Here is a 19,420-nt window from a genome sequence, read left to right as displayed (position 1 = left end):
TGCAAATGGAGCGCGATCAACATGTGGGGGCTGGCTTGCCTGCGATGCAGACGCTTCGGTGTATCAGTTAGACCGAGGCGATGCTATCGCAGGCAAGCCAGCTCCCACATTCATGACATGCCAGCAGCGGGTCAGGCCAGTTCTGGGGCGCTAGCGTACGCCTGTTCCAGCAACACGGTGAAGCGTACAAAGGCATCCACTGCACCTTTTTCCGCCGCCGCTTCTTCTTCGGCGCTCAGTTCCAGGCTATCGAGGGTGCGGGTGAAGCGCTTCCAACCTTCGGCACGGCCACCGGCCGGCTCGCCGAGGTGGCGGGCCCCGAAGGTTTCGCTCAGGCCCAGGCCAACGGCACGTTTGATCAGGAATGCTGCGCCCAGCTTTGAACCTTCGGAGACGAACAGCCAGCCCAGGGCCTGGGCCTTGCTCGGGTTCTGCACGGCACCGGCCACGGGGGCAGGCACTTCGGTGTCCAGGTCGGCCAGGTCCAGCTTGGCGGCGTCGGCGCGGCAGCGCTCGGCCAGGTCGGGCACCAGCTTGATCAGCTCGGGATCGTTGTACAGCGCCACCAGTTCCGACTGGAACAGGTACTGCGCGACCACGAAACGGGCGAAGTTGGCCTGGGTTTCAAACGGGGCGTGAGCCTTGACCAGGGCGTCGAGCTTGGTGTGTGGCTCGTGGGTGATCTGGTTCAGGCGCTGGGAGCGCAGGCTTGCGCGTTCTGTGGTGGTGGAAGCGGTCATTGGATGTCCTTGAGAAGGAAAAGCGCCTTGTTGCCAGGCTGTTATTACTAGACGAACAAGAAGACGCGTCACAGTAAAAAATCCTCACCCCGGCCGGCGATAAAACCGGCGAGGCGGGGTTGCGTGGGTCAGATATCCCAGATCAGGTTGATCGCAAAGTTACGCCCTGGCTGGGTCAGGCGGTCCAGGCTGGCCGGCGAGGTCACGCCGGCTTCGCCCACGCCGTCGTAGCTGCGCACGTCATCCCAGTTCCAGTATTTCTTGTCGGTCAGGTTGTACAGGCCGCCGTTGACGGTCAGCTCGTCGGTGACTTTGTAGAAGCCGGTCAGGTCGACGATGCCAAAGCCCGGGGTCTTGAACGGGCCGTTGGCCTTGATGCCGGTCGGGGTAAAGAACGTGGTGCTGTCTACCCGGTTCTGTTTCTTGACCAGGGTCCAACTGACCAGCGCACCGTAGGTGTCCTGGTCGTAGCCCAGGCCGAACACACCCTTGAGCGGGTTGACGCTGTTCAGCGGCTGGCCGGTTTCGTCGTTGCGGCCGTGGGCGTAGGCAATCGCGCCTTTGCTGTACAGGCCTTGCGGCGCGCCGAAGGCGTCCAGGTTCAAGCGCCCTTTGACCTCCATACCCTTGATGGTGGCGCGCTTGATATTGCCGGGCTGGAAGATGGTACCGGTTGGGCTCAGTGCGGCGTTGTCCTCGTCAATGAAGTCACGGTACTTGTTATAGAACACCGCGACGTCGAAATTGCCTGAGTCGAAGTTGCCACGGATTCCGGTTTCGTAGCTCTTGCTGGTTTCCGGCTTGAGGTTCGAGTTGGGCTCGACGACATAGTTTTCTTCCAGGTTTTCAAAACGGCCATACAGCGCTTTGGCTGATGGCGTGCGGAAACCTTCGGCGTACTGGCCAAACCAGGTGTACTGCTCGGTCAGTGCGTAGGTCACGCCCAGTTTTGGCGAGAAGCGATGCCAGGTTTTGTTCGAGTCGTCATGGGGGTACTTGCGGTCCGGGTCGGTGGTATTGAGGAACGCTTCGGTCAGTTTGGGTTTGAGCTGGATGTAGTCGTAGCGCAGGCTGGGCAGGAAGGTCCAGTCATTCCAGCTGATCTGATCCTGGGCAAACAGCGCGTAGCTGTTGATGGTCGGATCGGGGAAATCGCTGGCTTTTTTCACGCTGTCGGCAGGGGTTGGGCTCGGTGCGCCGATGGCAGTGCAGCCCGCGCCTACAGCCAGGCAGGTCGCCGCACCTTCGCGCGAACCGGTGACTTTCTGCTGCTTGATCGTGGTGCCGTAGGTCAGCAGGTGATCGGTATCGCCGATGACGAAGGCCTTGTCCAACTGCGCGTCGAACACCCACTGCTTTTCTTCGTAGAGGGTGTCGCGGGTACGCAGCACGCGGCGGCCGGCCTGATAGATTTCGCTGGTGGCCTGGTCGGTCTTGGCGATCTGGTAGTTGAGGCTGGTCTTGATGTGATCGGCAATCGGCGAGTCGAGTGAAAACTTGTTCTCCAGGCCAAAGCGTTCGCGGGTGATGGTGTCGTTACCGCGGCGGTCACGGTACATGTTCGTGCCCTGGCCCTCGAGGAAGATCCCGCCCACCGCACTTTTCTGGTTGATGTCGCGGTCGTCCTTGTACTTCTCGTAGGTCAGGCCCAGGCGGTTGTCTTCGCCGTAGTTCCAGCCCAGCTTGGCCAGCACGTTGGTAGTGCGCACGTCTTCCGGGTTGGCGCCGGTGCGGGCCAGGCCGGTGGCGTTGTTGCCGTTATGAGACTCCATCTCGTGGCCGTTGCGCTGACTCAGGTGCAGCAAACCGTCGAAGTCCTGCACCCGGCCGGCGACGGTGCCGGAGGTCAGCCAGCTTTCGTCCGCCGAGCTGTAGCCGGTCTTCAGCCGCGCGCCCACATCCTGGCCAGGCTTGATGATGTCATCCGGATCGAGGGTGAAGTAGCTGACGGCGCCGCCGATGGCGCTGCTGCCGTACAGGGCCGAGGCCGGGCCACGGATGATTTCCACGCGCTTGACGATTTCCGGGTCGACATAGTTGCGCCGGGTCTTGGCGTACGGGCCGTTGAAGAAGTTGTCCGGCACCTCTACACCGTCGACCTGGGTGAGGATGCGGTCGCCGTCGATCCCGCGAATGTTGTAGCCGGAGTTACCGGAGCGGGTGCCCGCGCCACCGACCGAGACGCCCGGTTCGTAGCGCACCAGTTCGCGGATGGTGTTGACGTTCTGGCGGTCCAGCTCCTCGCGCTCATGCACGGTGACGGTGCTGGGCACGCTGTCTACCGCTTGTTCCTGACGGGTGGCGCTGATGGTCATTTGCTGCAGGGTGATAGCACTGCCCGCCGTGCGCTTTTCCAGGACGATATTGTTGTTACCCAGTTTGCGGTAGTTCAGGTTGGTCCCCACCAACAGCCGATCCAGGGCCTTTTCCGGTGTCAGTGAGCCCCGTGCGCCGGGGGATGAAACCCCTTGGCCCAGTTCGGCGGGCAGGCCGATCTGCCAGCCGGTGACGGCGGTAAAGGCGTTGAGCGCCGACACCAGGGATTGCTGCTCGATGCTGAAGGTGTAATTGGCGTGGCTGCGCGCAGCGGGTTCGGCGGCAGTGGCCGTCAGGACCGGGCTGCCTGCCAACAGGATCGCGGCGGCCAGCAGGCAAAGCGTGGGCGAAGAGGACCGGCGGTTGAAACGAGAGGACATCGAGAGCGCTCCGAGGTACGAGTCTTATAGTTGCGAGCCTGAATCAAATAGGAATCAGTTGCATTGGCTAAGACGAGACGTACCAGCAGAGGTTATCGAGTAAAAATAATTATTCTCAATTGAGAATGACTAGCGCGGGGAACTCCGAGAGCCTGGCCGAGGTGATATGCGCCAGGGAGCGCACTACGTCCAGGGGCTGGTCCAGGCGGTAATTACCGGTCACCGCGACGCTGGCCAGTTGCTCGTTGGTGTTGACGATCCAGCCCGGGTAATAGCGCCGCAGCTCTGCCAGCACTTCACTCATCGGGCAGTTTTCAAAGACCAGTCGGCCCTGGACCCACGCCAGCTCCTTGGTCGCATCGAGTTTGGAGGGTTGGCCGAAGCCCTCGGGGCCGACGCGGATGCTTTCGCCGGCACTCAGGCGCACCCGGTTGTTGCCGAAGGGGGTACTCAGGTCAACGTCTCCGCGTTGCACCTGAACCTGGGCCTCACCGTTGAGATAACGCACAGCGAATGCCGTATCGCTGACACTGGCGCGCACTGGGCCGGCGTCGATTTGCAGGGGCAGGCCACGGTTGGCCGCGACTTCGAAAAACGCCTCGCCCTGGTACAGGCGGGCGATGCGCTGATGTTCGTCGATGGTGCTGGAAAACGCCGAATTGGTATTGAGCAGCACCTTGGAGCCGTCATCCAGCTGCAGGCGCTGGCGCTCGCCGACCACGGTCAAATGGTCGGCCTGCAGGCGCACCGGCAGGTTGCTGAAGCTGAACAGCCCGAGCAGCAACACCGCCGCCGTGGCCAAGGGCTTCCAGTGCGGCTTGATGCGCCGCCAGGCGCTGGGCTTGCGCGGTGCATTGAGGGCCACGGCGGCGCTGTGTACCGGCGCACCGCCCCAGGCGGCCTGGGCTTTGGCAAAGGCTTGGGCGTGACTCGGGTCGGCGGTGAGCCAGGCCTGGAACTCGGCCTGCTGGCCTGGCTGCGGGCATTGCAAAGCGATCAGCCAGTCGAGGGCTTGGTCCATGGCCGCATGTTGCAACACCTCATGAGCCAGCTCATGGGGGCGCAGTTTGTTCGGGTCCGTCACGGTGTTCCTCGGGTCTTCGCCACGTTTTATTCAGTGTCTTGCGTATTTTTGCGACATTTCTGTCGGCTTGTCCCGACAAAGCTTAAGGGTGATCGAGTCGTTCGGCCACACCTATGCAGATGGCCATGATCAATTTCAGTTCCTTTTGCACGGTGCTCAAGGACACCTGCAACTGGTCGGCAATCTCCTGATAGCTGCAGCCGTGCAGGCGGCTGAGGATAAAAATCTGCTGCTGGCGGGCGCTCAACTGTCCGAGGCTGACACTCAGGTGCTCCAGCAATTGCTCGGCGTGGGCGGCATCTTCGGGCGTCGTGACCGGGGAGGCGACGCTTTGCAGGACATCCAATGGGACATCTTCCTGCAAGGTGCGGGACTGGATCCGACGCGCGCGCAGATGGTCGAGGGCCAGGTTGCGTGCGGTCTGGAACACGAAAGGTTCGAGGTGATCAATCGGTCGCTCGCTGAGCGCCCGGGTGACGCGCAGGTAGGTTTCCTGCAACAGGTCCTCGGCGGTGCTGTGGTTATTCACCATCCGCTGCAAGGTGCGCAGTAGCACCACCCGTTGGGTGAGGAAGACTTGATTGAAGCGAGATAGGCTCACAGTGATACCGGACCAATTGGCAGTTAATGATAATGCTTATCATCAACGCAAATGGCAAGTGGCTATTTCTCTGAACCCACGCAAGACAAATGTGGGAGCGGGCTTGCTCGCGAATGCGGTGGGTCAGTCAATACATTCATTACTGACCCACCGCATTCGCGAGCAAGCCCGCTCCCACAGGGGGGGTTATTCGGCGTTACACAGCGCCAGGCAGTTATCCAGCATACGGTTGGAGAAGCCCCATTCGTTGTCGTACCACGCCAGTACCTTGAGCAGCTTGCCACTGGACTTGGTGTGGTTGGCGTCGAAGATCGACGACAGCGGGTTATGGTTGAAGTCACTGGAAACCAGCGGCAGGGTGTTGTAGCCGAGGATTTTCGAGTGTTGGCTGGCTTCTTTGAGCAGCGCGTTGACCTCATCGGCCGTGGCTTCTTTTTTCAGTTGCACGGTCAGGTCCACCAGCGACACGTTGATCACCGGCACGCGCACCGCCATGCCCGTCAGCTTGCCCGCCAGTTCCGGCAGGACCAGGCCCACCGCTTCGGCTGCACCGGTCTTGCTCGGGATCATGTTCTGCGTGGCCGAGCGGGCGCGGTACGGGTCGGTGTGGTAGACGTCGGTCAGGTTCTGGTCGTTGGTGTAAGCGTGGATGGTGGTCATCAGGCCGCTTTCGATACCCAATTCGCGGTGCAGCACCTGGGCCACCGGCGCCAGGCAGTTGGTGGTGCAGGAGGCGTTGGAGATGATCTGGTGGGATTGACGCAAGATGTCATGGTTGACCCCGTAGACCACGGTGGCATCCGCGCCCTTGGCCGGGGCCGAGATGATGACCTTGCGCGCGCCGGCGCTAATATGGGCAGCAGCCTTGTCACGGTCGGTGAACAGACCGGTGCATTCGAACACCACGTCGATCTTGTGCGCAGCCCACGGCAGATCGGCGGGGTTGCGAATGGCACTCACGGCGATCCGGTCGCCATTGACGGTCAGGCTTTCCTGATCGTGAGCAACCTCTGCATCGAAAGTGCCATGGACGGTGTCGTATTTGAGCAGGTGGGCATTGATCGAACTGTCGCCCAGATCATTGATGGCGACGATCTGCAAATCCTGGCGGTAACCTTGGGTATAAAGTGCACGCAGGACGTTGCGGCCAATACGGCCAAAACCATTGATTGCAATCCGAAGAGTCATTTGAAAGCGCCTGTCGTCGATTTGTTGTAAGAATTACAAGATTATTCGCATAAAAATAGAAAACAAGCCTTTTTAGTGGCAATATTTTGTTCAATCTACAACGAGTGACCTGAATCAACTGGTCCGATGATCCAAACGACTCCCTGCCATCCCATGAGCGGTGGGCGTTTGATCAGCATAGACACTCAGGTCGCCACATCCGTTAGCCTGGAGTTCTACACATGCATCCCCGCGTACTTGAGGTCACCGAACGCCTTATCGCCCGCAGCCGGGCAACCCGTGAGGCGTACCTTGCGCTGATTCGCGGCGCGGCCAGCGACGGGCCGATGCGCGGCAAGCTGCAATGCGCCAACTTTGCCCACGGCGTGGCCGGGTGCGGCACTGAAGATAAAAACAGCCTGCGGATGATGAATGCCGCCAACGTGGCAATTGTTTCGTCATATAACGACATGCTCTCGGCGCACCAGCCGTACGAACATTTCCCGGAACAGATCAAAAAAGCCCTGCGCGAAGTCGGCTCGGTCGGCCAGTTCGCCGGCGGCACCCCGGCCATGTGCGACGGTGTGACCCAGGGCGAGCCGGGCATGGAGCTGAGCCTGCTCAGCCGCGAAGTGATTGCCATGTCCACGGCGGTAGCGCTGTCCCACAACATGTTCGACGCCGCGCTGATGCTGGGGATCTGCGACAAGATCGTCCCGGGCCTGATGATGGGCGCCCTGCGTTATGGCCATCTGCCGATGATCTTCGTGCCCGGCGGGCCGATGCCCTCGGGGATCTCCAACAAACAGAAGGCCGATGTGCGCCAGCGCTATGCCGAAGGCAAGGCCAGCCGCGAAGAGCTGCTGGAATCGGAGATGAAGTCCTACCACAGCCCCGGCACCTGCACCTTCTACGGCACCGCCAACACCAACCAGTTGCTGATGGAAGTGATGGGCCTGCACTTGCCGGGCGCTTCGTTCGTCAACCCGTACACACCGCTGCGCGATGCACTGACCCGCGAGGCTGCGCACCAGGTCACGCGCCTGACCAAGGCCAATGGCAACTTCACACCGATCGGCGAGATCGTCGACGAAAAATCCCTGGTCAACTCCATCGTCGCTCTCAACGCCACCGGCGGCTCGACCAACCACACCCTGCATATGCCGGCCATCGCCATGGCCGCGGGCATCATCCTCACCTGGCAGGACATGGCCGACCTCTCGGAAGTGGTGCCGACCCTGTCCCACGTCTACCCGAACGGTAAAGCTGATATCAACCACTTCCAGGCGGCGGGCGGCATGTCGTTCCTGATCCGCGAGTTGCTGGAAGCCGGCCTGCTCCACGAAGACGTCAACACCGTGGCCGGCCATGGCCTGAGCCGCTACACCCAGGAGCCATTCCTGGTGGATGGCGAACTGGTCTGGCGTGAAGGCCCGATCGAAAGCCTCGACGAAAGCATCCTGCGCCCGGTGGCCCGTGCCTTCTCCCCGGAGGGTGGCTTGCGAGTGATGGAAGGCAACCTCGGCCGTGGGGTGATGAAAGTCTCGGCCGTGGCCCTCGAGCATCAAATCGTCGAAGCGCCGGCCGTGGTGTTCCAGGACCAGCAGGACCTGGCGGACGCGTTCAAGGCCGGCCAGTTGGAGAAGGATTTTGTCGCGGTCATGCGCTTCCAGGGCCCGCGCTCCAATGGCATGCCGGAATTGCACAAGATGACGCCGTTCCTTGGTGTGTTGCAGGACCGGGGTTTCAAAGTCGCATTGGTGACAGACGGGCGCATGTCCGGCGCCTCGGGTAAGATTCCCGCCGCGATTCACGTCAGCCCCGAAGCCCAGTGCGGTGGGGCGCTGGCGCGGGTCAAGGATGGCGATATCATTCGCGTCGATGGCGTCAAAGGCACCCTCGAGCTTAAGGTGGACGCCGAAGAATTTGCAGCGCGCGCGCCTGCCACGGGCCTGTTGGGCAATAACGTGGGGGCCGGTCGCGAGCTGTTTGCATTTATGCGCCTGGCCGCAAGCTCCGCAGAGCAGGGCGCCAGCGCCTTTACCTCTGCCCTGGAGACACTTAAGTGAAACTTGCGCTGGTTGGTGACATCGGCGGTACCAACGCCCGGTTTGCGTTATGGCGGGACCAGGCACTGCATTCGATCCGGGTGCTGGCCACGGCGGATCACGCCAGCCCTGAAGAGGCGATCAAGGTCTACCTCGCCGAGGAAGGCCTGGCGCCGGGTTCCATCGGCGCGGTGTGCCTGTCGGTGGCCGGGCCGGTAAGTGGTGATGAGTTCAAGTTCACCAACAACCATTGGCGCCTGAGCAAGACCGCGTTCTGCAAGGCCCTGCAAGTGGACGAGCTGCTGCTGGTCAATGACTTCTCGGCCATGGCCCTGGGCATGACCCGCCTGCAACCCGATGAGTACCGCGTGGTCTGCGCCGGCACCCCGGAGCCGTGGCGCCCGGCCGTGGTGATCGGCCCAGGCACAGGGCTGGGCGTGGGCACCTTGCTGGACCTGGGCGCCGGCCGCTGGGCCGCGTTGCCGGGTGAGGGCGGGCATGTCGACCTGCCCCTGAGCAGCCCACGGGAAACCCAGTTGTGGCAACACATCTACAACGAGATCGGGCATGTCAGCGCCGAGACCGCCCTGAGCGGTAGCGGTCTGCCACGCCTGTACCGGGCGATCTGCGCGGTGGACGGCCATCCGGCGGTATTGGAAACCCCGGAGGCGATTACTGCGGCAGGGTTGGCTGGCGATCCGGTGGCGATGGAGGTCCTCGACCAGTTCAGCATCTGGCTGGGCCGCGTGGCCGGCAATAACGTGCTGACCACCGGCGCCCGGGGTGGGGTGTATATCGTGGGCGGGGTGATCCCGCGGTTTGCCGAGTTCTTTATCAACAGTGGCTTTGCCAAGAGCTTTGCGGACAAAGGTTGCATGAGCGACTACTTCAAAGGGATCCCGGTGTGGTTGGTGACGGCGCCGTATTCCGGGTTGACCGGAGCGGGTGTGGCGTTGGAGCAGGCATTTGCGTAGGCAGTGATGGCCCCATCGCGGGCAAGCCCACTCCCACATTTGATTGTGTTCACAAATCAAAATGTGGGAGTGGGCTTGCCCGCGAAGAGGCCCTAGAGAGCACCCCATAACAACAAGGAGGCCCCTGTGAGCGTAATCAGTAAATCCATTCTTCTCGTCGATGACGACGAGGAAATCCGCGAGTTGCTGCAAACCTACCTCAGTCGCGCCGGCTTCCAGGTGCGGGGCGTGCCCAATGGCGCAGGGTTTCGCCAAGCCATGGACGAAGCCCCGTGCGACCTGGTGATCCTCGACGTCATGCTGCCCGACGAAGACGGCTTCAGCCTCTGCCGCTGGGTACGTCAGCACCCGCGCCAGGCTCAGGTGCCGATCATCATGCTCACCGCCAGTTCCGACGAGGCCGACCGGGTCATCGGCCTGGAGCTGGGCGCCGACGATTACATCGGCAAACCCTTCAGCCCCCGTGAGCTGCAGGCACGCATCAAGGCCCTGTTGCGCCGCTGCCAGTTTGGCCAGGAGCGCAGCGGTGGCGATGTGCTGGTGTTTGATGAGTGGCGGCTGGACATGATCAGCCATCGCTTGTTTCACGTTGATGGCGAGGAAGTCATCCTCTCCGGCGCCGACTTTGCCCTGCTCAAACTGTTCCTCGATCACCCGCAGCAAATCCTTGATCGCGACACCATTGGCAATGCCACCCGTGGCCGTGACCTGATGCCCCTGGACCGCATTGTCGACATGGCCGTCAGCCGCCTGCGACAACGCCTGCGCGACACCGAGAAACCGCCACGGCTGATCCGCACCGTGCGCGGCAGCGGTTACCAACTGGCGGCCAGTGTGGTTGCCAGCAATGCCCACTGAGCGCGGGCGCATTCCGGTCCCGCGTTCCTTGTTGGGGCGCATGCTGCTGCTGACCCTGTTGGCGGTGCTGTTTGCCCAGGCTTTATCCAGCGTGATCTGGGTCTCGCAGCTGCGCGCCACCCAGCTTGAGGGCCTGGTCACCAGCGCCCGCAGCCTGGCCCATTCGATGACCGCCAGCGTCAGTTATTTCCGTTCCCTGCCGGTGGCTTATCGCCCGCTGGTGCTCGACCAGTTGCGCAGCATGGGCGGCACGCGCTTTGTGGTGACGCTCAACGACAAACCGCTGGATATGCAGATCTTGCCGCAAACCCCGCGCAAACAGGCGGTGCTCGGCGCGGTGGACGAAGTGCTGCGCCAGACCCTGGGCAGTGATGTGCATTTTTCGGTGGAATTTGTCAGTGCCAAAGACCTGCGTATCTTCAATGCCGGCCTGAAACTCGATGAGCTGCCACGTTCCTGGGCGCATTACGCGCTGACCCTGGAGCCGGTCAACCCGCCGGTACTGGTGACGCAGATTGAGTTGGGCGCCGGCGAATGGCTGTATATCGCCTCGTTGCTGCCCGAGCCCTACACCAGCCTCGAAGAACAGGGTCTGCCGTCCCAGCAAGTGTGGTTTATCGTGCTGACCAGCGGCTTTCTGTTGCTGTTTATCGGCTTGCTGGTGCACTGGCAAAGCCGGCCGCTCAAGCGCCTGGCGCGGGCGGCGCGGGACCTGTCCCTGGGCGCCGACGTGGAGCCGGTGGCTGAAGGCGGCGGCAGCGAAGTGGTGGAGGTAGGCCGCGCGTTCAATGCCATGCGCGAGCGGATCAGCCGCTACCTGACCGAACGCAGCCAGTTGTTCAGCGCAATTTCCCACGACTTGCGCACACCAATCACACGCCTGCGGCTGCGGGTGGAACTGCTGGAAGACGAAAAGCTGCAAGCCAAGTTCGGCCGTGACCTGGATGAGCTGGAACTGCTGGTCAAGGGCGCGTTGCAGTGCGTCAAGGACACGGACATCCACGAGAACATCGAGCCGGTGGACCTCAACCATGTGCTCGACTGCCTGGTGGAGCCGTATCTGGCGCCCAACGGCAATGGCCGGGTGACCCAGCACGGCCGGGCGTTGACGGCCTATCCGGGCAAGCCGCTGGCGCTCAAGCGCTGCATTGGCAACCTGATCGACAACGCCTTGAAGTACGGGCAGAACGCCCATCTGCGTATCGAGGACGATGGTGCGCAGTTCATCCTGCATGTGGATGACGAGGGGCCCGGTGTACCGGAGCAGCGTCTGGAGCAGGTCTTCGAACCGCACTTTCGCCTGGCCGGGCAGCAGCAGGGCTATGGCCTGGGGCTGGGGATTGCACGCAATATTGCCCATAGCCATGGCGGCGAAGTGAGTTTGCAGAATTTGCGCGAAGGTGGCCTGCGGGTGACCTTGCAACTGCCCCGCACCCCGGACTAAGCCGCGCTGCCGAGCCTATGTGGGGGCGGGCTTGCCTGCGATAGCGGTACATCTGACCCACCGCCATCGCAGGCAAGCCAGCTCCCACAGCGGTCCGCAGTAGGTCAGAGGCTCTGGCGCAACCTGGCTAAATCTCTAAGCGGCGGCGCCCCAAACAATCGGCTGTATTCCCGGCTGAACTGCGACGGGCTCTCATACCCCACCCGATACCCCGCCGCCGAGGCTTCCAGGCCTTCGGCGATCATCAGGCGCCGCGCTTCCTGCAAGCGCAGTTGCTTCTGGTACTGCAACGGACTCATGGCCGTGATGGCCTTGAAGCGGTGGTGCAGGGTCGACACGCTGAGATTCACTTCCTTGGCCAGGTCATCAATGCGTAGCGGTTGTTCGTAGTTGCCGTTCAGCCAGGTGATTGCGCGGCTGACCCGATGGCTCTGGCTATTGGCCACGGCAATTTCGTACAGGCGATAGCCCTGTGGCCCACGCAGCAAGCGGTAGAGGATTTCGCGATTGATCAACGGCGCCAACATCGCGATATCTTTGGGCGTATCCAGCAGGCGTGCCAGGCGCAATACGGCGTCGAGCAACTGGGTGTCGATCCGGTCGACATACATACCGCGCGCGGTCGGGCGCGTGGGCACCCCCATCGGGCCGGCTTCCGCAATCAGGGCGGTCAGTTGCGCCGGGTCGATATTGATGCGCACCGACAGGTTGGGGTCTTCGACCGTGGCGTCGATGACTCGCCCGGCCACCGGCATCGCGACCGAGAACACCAGGTAGTTGAGGGGGTCGTAGGCAAAGATTTCGTCGGCCAGGCGCACTTCCTTGCTGCCGTTGGCGAGGATGCACAGGGCAGGTTCAACCAGCACCGGCATGAAGTCGCGCGGCGTATTGTGGCGGTTCAGGTAGAGCGAAGTGATCGCGGTGCCGTAGGAACCGTCCTCCCAGGTGTGCCGGTGCACAATGCTGGCCAGTTCGGCGCGCTGTTTTTCCATCTCGGCATCGAGGGGAATGGACTGCTGTTCGGGCGACGACATGGAGCGTCCTCTGCATGCTTCTTTGATGGGCACAGCTTAGCGGTGGCGCTGCAAGCCGTGTTATGTCGATTCTGCACAATCCTTGCCTGATCCTGCGGCGCGTCTGGAATCAGGCAAGCCCCCCGGCCTGTCATCTGCCTGAAACAAGGCGCTTGTCCCTGCAATAAAGCCTGGGGCCGAACCGGGTGTCTACGCTTCTGGCAGGATTGTGCAATAAGCCGGCAGGAATCGACTAACCGCGCAGGGGCCTGCGCCCGTATCTTTGATTGTGTGGCAACACGCCCTCACAGTGCTTGCCGAGCATCACTTCTCAACGGGAGAGTCGAACATGTCCACCCCCATTCCCGCGAGCCATCTGGCCTTCATCCGCGCCCGCAGCGGGTGCAGCACCGAACTGGGTGCACGCTTGAGCAGTTTGATCGAACCGGGCCGTCAGGCTCAGGGTTGCCTGCAATTCTCGTTGCAGCATTCCCAGGTTGACCCCGATGTCTGGTTGGTTTCAGGTTTCTGGAGCAGCGAACAGGCCATGAGTGCCTACTTCAGCTCGCCGGCGCTGGTGCTGTTTACCGAGTTGTTGAACGACAGGGTCGTGCGCAGCATGGACTTCCAGACCTTCACTGACGCCTGCGCCGACAAGGCTTATGGCGAGTACCTGCAACTGGCCGGTTAGGGTTTAGAATGGCCGACTTTCCATTGGCCAGGACCTGCAACATGGCACGTAAAGAATTTGCCCACCACGAAGCTGTTTCCGCCCTAGTGCGCGAAGACCAGGGTGGCTATAGCGCCGCCATTGCCGTCAAGGCACTGGACGGCATGAGCGCACCGCGCTTTCACAAGATCCTCGATGGCCAACTGTTCAAGACTGCCGACGACGCCGACGATGCGGCGGCCCAGCAACTGGAGCGCTTGAGCGATATCGACGAAGAGGGCCAACTGGCCTGGGCAACCGCAACAAACTAAAGAACACCACCGACCCAACGGTGGGCGCGGGGTTTGTGTGGGAGCGGGCTTGCTCGCGAAAGCGGTGGATCAGTTCCAAATTGGCTGGCTGACACGACGCTTTCGCGAGCAAGCCCGCTCCCACACAAGCCGCTCCCACATTTTTAATTGCATTCGATCCAATCAGGGTTTGGTAGCCCCTGGGCGGTACATCTTGAACAGCGCTTCCGGCCCCAGCTGGAAATAATCCGCCGGGCCGCCGCCCCGCAGAATCGGCTCGGCCGCCGCAGTGTCGTACACCCCATCCTTGAGCAACCATTTGGCGATATGCACCGCGACCACTTCGCCAAGCACCAGCCAGCTGGGCACCAGTTCCTTGTCGGCCCGCTGTAGCTGAATGATCTGCGTGACCTTGCACTCGAACGACACCGGGCTTTCGCCGACCCGCGGCACAGCGATCACTTTGGAGGCCACTGGCGTCAGCCCGGCCAATTCAAACTCGTTGACCTCTGGTGACACGGCGGCGCAGCTCTGGTTCATCTGCTCGGCCAGCGGGCGCGTGGCCAGGTTCCAGACAAATTCGCCGGTCTGTTCGATGTTATTCAGGCTGTCTTTACGCCCGACGCTGGAAAAACCAATGATCGGCGGGATGTAGTTGAAGGCATTGAAAAAACTGTAGGGCGCCAGGTTCAGGCGGCCTTCGCGGTCCTGGGACGAAATCCAGCCAATCGGGCGTGGGCCGACGATGGCGTTGAACGGGTCATGGGGCAGGCCGTGGCCGTTGGCGGGTTCGTAGAAATGGATATCGTCAGGCATGGACGGGGGTTCCTGCGGCGGGGAAAAGCGCAATAGTGCAGGCCCAAGGGCAGGATTTCCACCGGATTGGCGGTGCCGCCTGGAGTTTTCATCCAGCAACCACCTGTTTTTCACCGCCCTGCGGCCAGTCTGCACGCCCGGTCGATGATCCTGCTCGTCTGGTTGCTGGTGATGATCGCCGGTGCCTGGTAGGTACAGCGCAGGGACAGCCGTCAGCCGCTGGCAGAGCTGTCCTGACGGGATGAAAAAAGGGCCATGTCATTGGATGACATGGCCCTTTTCTACACCTGGCGAACGCTTAGTCCGTGGTGATCCGCGAATGCTTGCGGGTGTCTTTCATGGTGATGTAGACCAGCAGCGACACGGCAATACACGCGGTGACGTACCAGTAGTAGCCGGTTTCCATGCCGATGCTCTTGAACCACAGGGCGATGTATTCAGCGGTACCGCCGAAGATCGACACGGTCAGTGCGTAAGGCAGGCCGACACCCAGTGCACGGATTTCGGTAGGGAACAGCTCGGCCTTCACCACGGCGTTGATCGAGGTGTAGCCGCTGACGATGATCAGCGCCGCCATGATCAGGAAGAACGCGCCCCACCAGGTCTGGACGGTGTGCAGAGTGGTGAGGATCGGCACGGTGAACAGGGTGCCGAGGATGCCGAAGGCGATCAGGATCGGCCGGCGACCGACCTTGTCCGACAGGCCGCCGACAATCGGTTGCAGGCACATGAACAGGAACAGCGTGGCCGCAGAAATGGTGGTGGAGTCGGAAATGCTCATGCCGACAGTGTTCACCAGGTACTTCTGCATGTAGGTGGTGTAGGTGTAGAAGGCCAGGGTGCCGCCCATGGTCAGGCCGACCACGGTCATCAGTTCCTTGGGGTGGCGCATCAAGGTGCGCATTGCGCTTTCCTTGGCTTTTTCCTTCTTGGTGAAGGACTCGGTTTCTTCCATGCCGCGTCGCAGGTACAGGGCTACGACTGCGCACAGTGCGCCGATGGCAAACGGGATACGCCAGCCCCAGGCATACAGCTCTTCGGTGGTGAGGATCTGTTGCAGCACGATCAGCACCGCCAGCGCGATGAGCTGGCCGGAAATCAGGGTCACGTACTGGAAGCTGGAGAAGAAGCCGCGACGTTCCTTGGTCGCCATTTCACTCAGGTAGGTGGCCGAGGTGCCGTATTCGCCACCGACCGACAGGCCTTGCAGCAAGCGGGCGAACACCAGCAGGATCGGCGCGCCGACACCGATGGTTTCATAACCGGGGCTCAGGGCGATGATCAGCGAGCCGAAGCACATCAGCAGCACCGACGCCATCAATGCGGCTTTACGGCCTGCGCGGTCGGCGTAGAGGCCCATCAGCCAGCCGCCAATCGGGCGCATCAAAAAGCCCACGGCGAAGATCGCGGCGGTGTTGAGCAGTTGGGCGGTGGTGTCGCCTTTAGGGAAGAAGGCCTTGGCGAAGTACAGCGAGAAAGCAGCGTAGACGTACCAGTCGTACCACTCGACCATATTGCCGACCGATCCGCTGAAGATCGACTTGATGCGGCTGGAGGTGGTGCGTGCTTGCGCCGGCGCAGCCGCCGACCCCAGAGGCAGGGTATTGGAGTTATCCATTGAAGGATCCTTCATGTCATTGTTTTTGTGGAGCGCGCGTCAGCGCAGCCTGGTTGGACCTATAGCAGGAGCTGTGCCAAGCAGGTGAGGGCCCGATCTAGAAGGGTTGGGGGATTATTTTGAGCGGAAAGTCGCTGATCATTTTTTGTTGATGAGCGGAAATCCGCTTATGGCGGCTGTCCTCATCGCAGGCAAGCCAGCTCCCACATTCTGATTTGCGAATACATTCAAGTGTGGGAGCTGGCTTGCCTGCGATGAGGCCCTCAGGGGGCCCTCAATCCATCGACAAAAACATTTCCCGGGTCAGCCCATGGCGCTGCATCTTTTCATTGAAGGTCCGCCGTGGCAGTTGCAGTTCGGCCAGAACCGCCTTGATATCGCCCTTATGCCGAGTCAGCGCGGCTTTCAGGCAATGGGCCTCGAATGCCTCCTGCTGCGCCGCCAGGGATTGCCCGGCCTCGATACCTTCCGGCTCCGGCTCGCCCAGGCCCAGCACCTGGCGTTCGGCGACGTTGGCCAGTTCGCGCACGTTGCCCGGCCAGTCATGGCTCAGCAACTGCCCCAGTTGCGGCCCGTTGAGGGGCACGGTCTCGCGGCCCAGGCGTTCGGCGGCTATCTGGGTAAAGTGGTCGAACAGCAGTGGGATATCTTCGCGGCGTTCGCGTAACGGTGGCAGGCGCAGTTGTGCCACCGTCAGGCGGTAGGCCAGGTCTTCACGAAAACGCCCGGCGCGGGCTTCGTCCAACAGGTCGGGCTTGGTGGCCGCAATGATGCGCAAGTCGACCTTGATGCTCTGGTTGGAACCCAGGCGCTCCAGTTTCTGTTCCTGCAACACCCGCAGCAGCTTCACCTGCTGGGCCAGGGGCATGCTTTCGATCTCGTCGAGAAACAACGTGCCGCCGTTGGCGTACTCCAGCTTGCCGATGCGCTTGCCCTGGGCGCCGGTGAAGGCGCCGCTTTCATGGCCGAACAGTTCGGCTTCAAACAGTTGCTCGGGAATCGCCGCACAGTTGAGCGCGACAAACGGCTTCTTTGCCCGGGGCCCGAAGTCATGCAGGCAACGGGCGACCAGCTCCTTGCCGCTGCCGGTCTCGCCGCGGATCAGCACATTGACCGGCAAACCGGCCAAGTCCAGCACCTGGCGCCGCAGGTTCTGCAGGCTGCGCGACACCCCCAACAGGGTCGACTCCAACTGGGCGCGATGATCGGCCTGTTGGTGCAGGCGGCGGTTTTCCAGGATCAGTCCGCGTTTGTCCAGGGCCCGGCGCAGGCTGGCGAGCAGGGCGTCGGGGCTGAAGGGTTTCTCAAGGAAGTCGTAGGCGCCGTCGCGCATGGCTTCGACGGCCATCGGCACGTCGCCATGGCCGGTCAGCAGGATCACTGGCAAATCGGTATCGCGCCGTTGCACCTCGGCCAGCAGCTCCAGGCCGCTGAGGCCCGGCATGCGCACGTCGCTGAGAATCACCCCGGGGAAATCCCTGGGCAGTTTGGCCAGGCAGTCCTCGGCACGGCTGAACAACTGCACCTCGAACCCGGAGAGGCTCAGCCACTGTTCCACGGCCGTGCGGATGCTGGCCTCGTCATCAACCACGATCACCGCGTTCAGCATAGGTCTGGCGCCTCCAGCGCGATGGGCAGGATCAGGGTGAAGACGGCGCCGTCTCCCTGGTTGGCAGCAATCAGGCGCCCCCCCAGTTCATGCACGATAGCGTACGACACCGCCAGCCCAAGTCCGAGCCCGTCCCCCACCGGCTTGGTGGTAAAAAACGGGTCGAACACATTGTTCAGGTGTTCCTCGGCAATCCCACCGCCGCTGTCGCTGACGCTCAGGTGCCACAGTTGTTGATCAGCATGCAGGCGGATTTCCAGGCGCTTGCGTGGCTTGTTGGCCATGGCGTCCAGGGCATTGCGCAGCAGGTTGATCAGTACTTGTTCCAGGCGAATGGCATCGCCGCGCACCCAGGCCGGGCGGGTCAGGTCGAGCACGGTGCCGATGGCTTCGTCCCGCAGGCGTGCGTCGAGCAACTGCAGGGACTGGTCGACCACGGTCGCCAGGTCCAGGCGTTCGCGCAGGCCACTGGGGCTTTTGCGGGCGAAGGTCTTGAGGTGGCCGGTGAGGGCGGCCATGCGGGTGAGCATGTCGTCCAACGGCGTCAGGGCCTGGTAGGCGTCGTCGATACGCCCGTGGTCGAGCAGCAGGCGCAAGGTGGCCAGTTGCATGCGCTGGGCAGTCAGTGGCTGGTTGATTTCATGGGCCAGGGCCGCGGACATCTGTCCCAGCGCCGCCAGCTTGGCCGATTGCACCAGGCCATCCTGGGCGGTGCGCAAGGCCCGGGTGCGTTCTTCCACCAGGCTCTCAAGCTCTGCGCGGCTGCGCTGGCGCAAGCGGGCGAGGCGCCAGCGCTGGCTGAGGAACAGCACCAGGAACACCAGGGTCAACCACAGGCCAGCGGCGGCGAGGCCGGCGTTACGTTGGTCTTCAAAGGCGACCTGGGGTTTGCGCAGCAGGTGCAGGGTCCAGCCTTCGGCTTTGAGAGGCAGGGATTCCCAGATGTAGTTGGCATTGCCTTCGGGCCCGGCGACGCGCATCAAGTGACTGTTTTCGTCAAAGCGCTGCAAGGTCTGGGTGTCCAGGGGCTGCAGTTGTTTTTTATCGTATTGGCGCGTGGCCTTGAGCTCGGCCAGATCGTTGGCCGACAGCGGGCGCAGGTTGCGGTAACGCCATCCGGGTTTATTGGCGATAAACACAATGCCCCGGGCATCGCTGACCAATAGCAGGTCGTCGCCCTGGGCCCATTCGCGCTCCAGTTCCGGGAACTCCAGTTTCACCACCATGGCGCCGAGAAACTGCTCCTGCTCATCCAGCACTGCGCTGGACAGGAAATACCCCGGAATCCCGGTGGTCACCCCCACCGCATAAAAGCGCCCGGTGCCCTGGCTGCGGGTCTGGCTGAAATACGGGCGAAACGCATAGTTGTGGCCGACATAGCTACTGGGCAACCGCCAGTTGCTGGCCGCCACGGCCAGGCCGGTGCGGTCCATCAGCTCCAGGGTCGACGACTGCGCGGCACCGTTGATGCGTTCCAGTTTGTGGTTGAGCACGTCCTGGGTCGCCGGATCCAGCGGGCCTTGCAAGGCGCGGATCATTTCCGAATCCAGGGCCAGTACGGCGGGCAGGGCGCGGTAACGTTCAATCAGGGTGTGCAGGGAGTTGGCGTACAGCGCCAGTTGCTGATTGGCACGGCCGGCATCGTCCACCAGGGACTGGCGTTCGGCCTGGCGCATGGCAAGAGCGGCGGCCAAAACGGCACCGGCGATAATCAGCAGGGAGTAGAAGGTCAGACGCAATGGGCGAGGGATCGCGATCATACGAGAATGAACAGCTGCAGTAGGGGGCGAGC

Annotated in this window: 16 protein-coding genes; 6 read left to right on the top strand and 10 right to left on the bottom strand. The window is 62.1% G+C overall.

Going from position 1 to position 19,420, the window contains the following annotated elements:
* Window positions 1-131: 131 nt before the first annotated feature.
* From PSH80_RS20655 to gap, 5 genes are all read right to left on the bottom strand, one after another.
* Window positions 132-740, bottom strand: coding sequence for a biliverdin-producing heme oxygenase (locus PSH80_RS20655; protein WP_305418132.1), 609 nt, complete (start codon window positions 738-740; stop codon window positions 132-134).
* A gap of 128 nt (window positions 741-868) precedes the next feature.
* Window positions 869-3,436: a TonB-dependent receptor gene (locus PSH80_RS20650; protein ID WP_305418130.1), complete on the bottom strand. Its 2,568-nt coding sequence runs from the start codon at window positions 3,434-3,436 to the stop codon at window positions 869-871.
* A 115-nt stretch (window positions 3,437-3,551) separates the two neighbouring features.
* Window positions 3,552-4,520 carry a FecR domain-containing protein gene (locus tag PSH80_RS20645; protein ID WP_057958658.1) on the bottom strand — a complete coding sequence of 323 codons (969 nt, stop codon included), beginning with the start codon at window positions 4,518-4,520 and terminating at the stop codon, window positions 3,552-3,554.
* Window positions 4,521-4,602: 82 nt separating this feature from the next.
* On the bottom strand, window positions 4,603-5,121 hold the full coding sequence (locus PSH80_RS20640) for an RNA polymerase sigma factor (protein WP_057439388.1): 519 nt from the start codon (window positions 5,119-5,121) through the stop codon (window positions 4,603-4,605).
* A gap of 186 nt (window positions 5,122-5,307) precedes the next feature.
* Window positions 5,308-6,309 carry a type I glyceraldehyde-3-phosphate dehydrogenase gene (gene gap / locus PSH80_RS20635; protein ID WP_029295415.1) on the bottom strand — a complete coding sequence of 334 codons (1,002 nt, stop codon included), beginning with the start codon at window positions 6,307-6,309 and terminating at the stop codon, window positions 5,308-5,310.
* 221 nt (window positions 6,310-6,530) lie between these two features.
* On the opposite strand from gap, the gene edd reads away from it, so the two are divergent.
* The 4 genes from edd (at window position 6,531) to PSH80_RS20615 (ending at window position 11,612) form a co-directional block, all read left to right on the top strand.
* The gene (gene edd / locus PSH80_RS20630) at window positions 6,531-8,357 is read left to right on the top strand and encodes a phosphogluconate dehydratase (RefSeq protein ID WP_057439389.1); all 1,827 of its coding nucleotides are present in this window, start codon (window positions 6,531-6,533) and stop codon (window positions 8,355-8,357) included.
* Window positions 8,354-9,310: a glucokinase gene (locus tag PSH80_RS20625; protein WP_057439390.1), complete on the top strand. Its 957-nt coding sequence runs from the start codon at window positions 8,354-8,356 to the stop codon at window positions 9,308-9,310. The genes edd and PSH80_RS20625 overlap by 4 nt, the downstream gene beginning before the upstream one ends.
* Window positions 9,311-9,436: 126 nt before the next feature.
* On the top strand, window positions 9,437-10,168 hold the full coding sequence (locus tag PSH80_RS20620; protein ID WP_057439391.1) for a response regulator: 732 nt from the start codon (window positions 9,437-9,439) through the stop codon (window positions 10,166-10,168).
* Window positions 10,158-11,612 carry an ATP-binding protein gene (locus tag PSH80_RS20615; RefSeq protein WP_305418127.1) on the top strand — a complete coding sequence of 485 codons (1,455 nt, stop codon included), beginning with the start codon at window positions 10,158-10,160 and terminating at the stop codon, window positions 11,610-11,612. Before PSH80_RS20620 ends, PSH80_RS20615 begins: the two co-directional genes overlap by 11 nt.
* Window positions 11,613-11,716: 104 nt before the next feature.
* Here the strand turns inward: PSH80_RS20615 and PSH80_RS20610 are convergent, their stop codons facing one another.
* Window positions 11,717-12,646 (bottom strand): AraC family transcriptional regulator, encoded by a 930-nt coding sequence (locus tag PSH80_RS20610; protein ID WP_057439392.1) that lies wholly within the window; start codon window positions 12,644-12,646, stop codon window positions 11,717-11,719.
* Window positions 12,647-12,974: 328 nt separating this feature from the next.
* Between PSH80_RS20610 and PSH80_RS20605 the strand changes: the two genes are divergently transcribed.
* Together PSH80_RS20605 and PSH80_RS20600 are read left to right on the top strand one after the other, a co-directional pair.
* Window positions 12,975-13,316: an antibiotic biosynthesis monooxygenase family protein gene (locus PSH80_RS20605; protein ID WP_057958661.1), complete on the top strand. Its 342-nt coding sequence runs from the start codon at window positions 12,975-12,977 to the stop codon at window positions 13,314-13,316.
* Between the two features lie 8 nt (window positions 13,317-13,324).
* The gene (locus tag PSH80_RS20600; RefSeq protein ID WP_057439394.1) at window positions 13,325-13,606 is read left to right on the top strand and encodes a hypothetical protein; all 282 of its coding nucleotides are present in this window, start codon (window positions 13,325-13,327) and stop codon (window positions 13,604-13,606) included.
* 162 nt (window positions 13,607-13,768) lie between these two features.
* Here PSH80_RS20600 and PSH80_RS20595 read toward each other — a convergent pair whose 3' ends face one another.
* From PSH80_RS20595 to PSH80_RS20580, 4 genes are all read right to left on the bottom strand, one after another.
* The gene (locus tag PSH80_RS20595) at window positions 13,769-14,401 is read right to left on the bottom strand and encodes a flavin reductase family protein (protein WP_120734035.1); all 633 of its coding nucleotides are present in this window, start codon (window positions 14,399-14,401) and stop codon (window positions 13,769-13,771) included.
* A gap of 298 nt (window positions 14,402-14,699) precedes the next feature.
* Entirely contained in the window at window positions 14,700-16,019 is a 1,320-nt protein-coding gene (locus tag PSH80_RS20590) for an MFS transporter (protein ID WP_057958662.1), read from the bottom strand.
* 274 nt (window positions 16,020-16,293) lie between these two features.
* Window positions 16,294-17,628, bottom strand: a complete 1,335-nt coding sequence (locus PSH80_RS20585) for a sigma-54 dependent transcriptional regulator (RefSeq protein ID WP_057958663.1) — start codon at window positions 17,626-17,628, stop codon at window positions 16,294-16,296.
* Complete coding sequence (locus PSH80_RS20580; protein WP_057958664.1) at window positions 17,622-19,388, bottom strand: ATP-binding protein; 1,767 nt, start codon at window positions 19,386-19,388, stop codon at window positions 17,622-17,624. The genes PSH80_RS20585 and PSH80_RS20580 overlap by 7 nt, the downstream gene beginning before the upstream one ends.
* Between the last annotated feature and the right edge of the window lie 32 nt (window positions 19,389-19,420).

Origin of the sequence: Pseudomonas sp. FP818 (assembly GCF_030687335.1) — a bacterium.
Classification (GTDB): domain Bacteria; phylum Pseudomonadota; class Gammaproteobacteria; order Pseudomonadales; family Pseudomonadaceae; genus Aquipseudomonas; species Aquipseudomonas shahriarae.
The sequence above is the reverse complement of the archived record's forward strand: the minus strand, read 5'-3'. Positions and strand labels throughout refer to the sequence as shown.

Coding starts and splice junctions, on each gene's coding strand:
- PSH80_RS20655 (WP_305418132.1), bottom strand. CDS start 740: ATGACCGCTTCCACCACCACAGAACGCGCAAGCCTGCGCTCCCAGCGC.
- PSH80_RS20650 (WP_305418130.1), bottom strand. CDS start 3,436: ATGTCCTCTCGTTTCAACCGCCGGTCCTCTTCGCCCACGCTTTGCCTG.
- gap (WP_029295415.1), bottom strand. CDS start 6,309: ATGACTCTTCGGATTGCAATCAATGGTTTTGGCCGTATTGGCCGCAAC.
- edd (WP_057439389.1), top strand. CDS start 6,531: ATGCATCCCCGCGTACTTGAGGTCACCGAACGCCTTATCGCCCGCAGC.
- PSH80_RS20615 (WP_305418127.1), top strand. CDS start 10,158: ATGCCCACTGAGCGCGGGCGCATTCCGGTCCCGCGTTCCTTGTTGGGG.
- PSH80_RS20610 (WP_057439392.1), bottom strand. CDS start 12,646: ATGTCGTCGCCCGAACAGCAGTCCATTCCCCTCGATGCCGAGATGGAA.
- PSH80_RS20605 (WP_057958661.1), top strand. CDS start 12,975: ATGTCCACCCCCATTCCCGCGAGCCATCTGGCCTTCATCCGCGCCCGC.
- PSH80_RS20600 (WP_057439394.1), top strand. CDS start 13,325: ATGGCCGACTTTCCATTGGCCAGGACCTGCAACATGGCACGTAAAGAA.
- PSH80_RS20595 (WP_120734035.1), bottom strand. CDS start 14,401: ATGCCTGACGATATCCATTTCTACGAACCCGCCAACGGCCACGGCCTG.
- PSH80_RS20590 (WP_057958662.1), bottom strand. CDS start 16,019: ATGGATAACTCCAATACCCTGCCTCTGGGGTCGGCGGCTGCGCCGGCG.
- PSH80_RS20585 (WP_057958663.1), bottom strand. CDS start 17,628: ATGCTGAACGCGGTGATCGTGGTTGATGACGAGGCCAGCATCCGCACG.
- PSH80_RS20580 (WP_057958664.1), bottom strand. CDS start 19,388: ATGATCGCGATCCCTCGCCCATTGCGTCTGACCTTCTACTCCCTGCTG.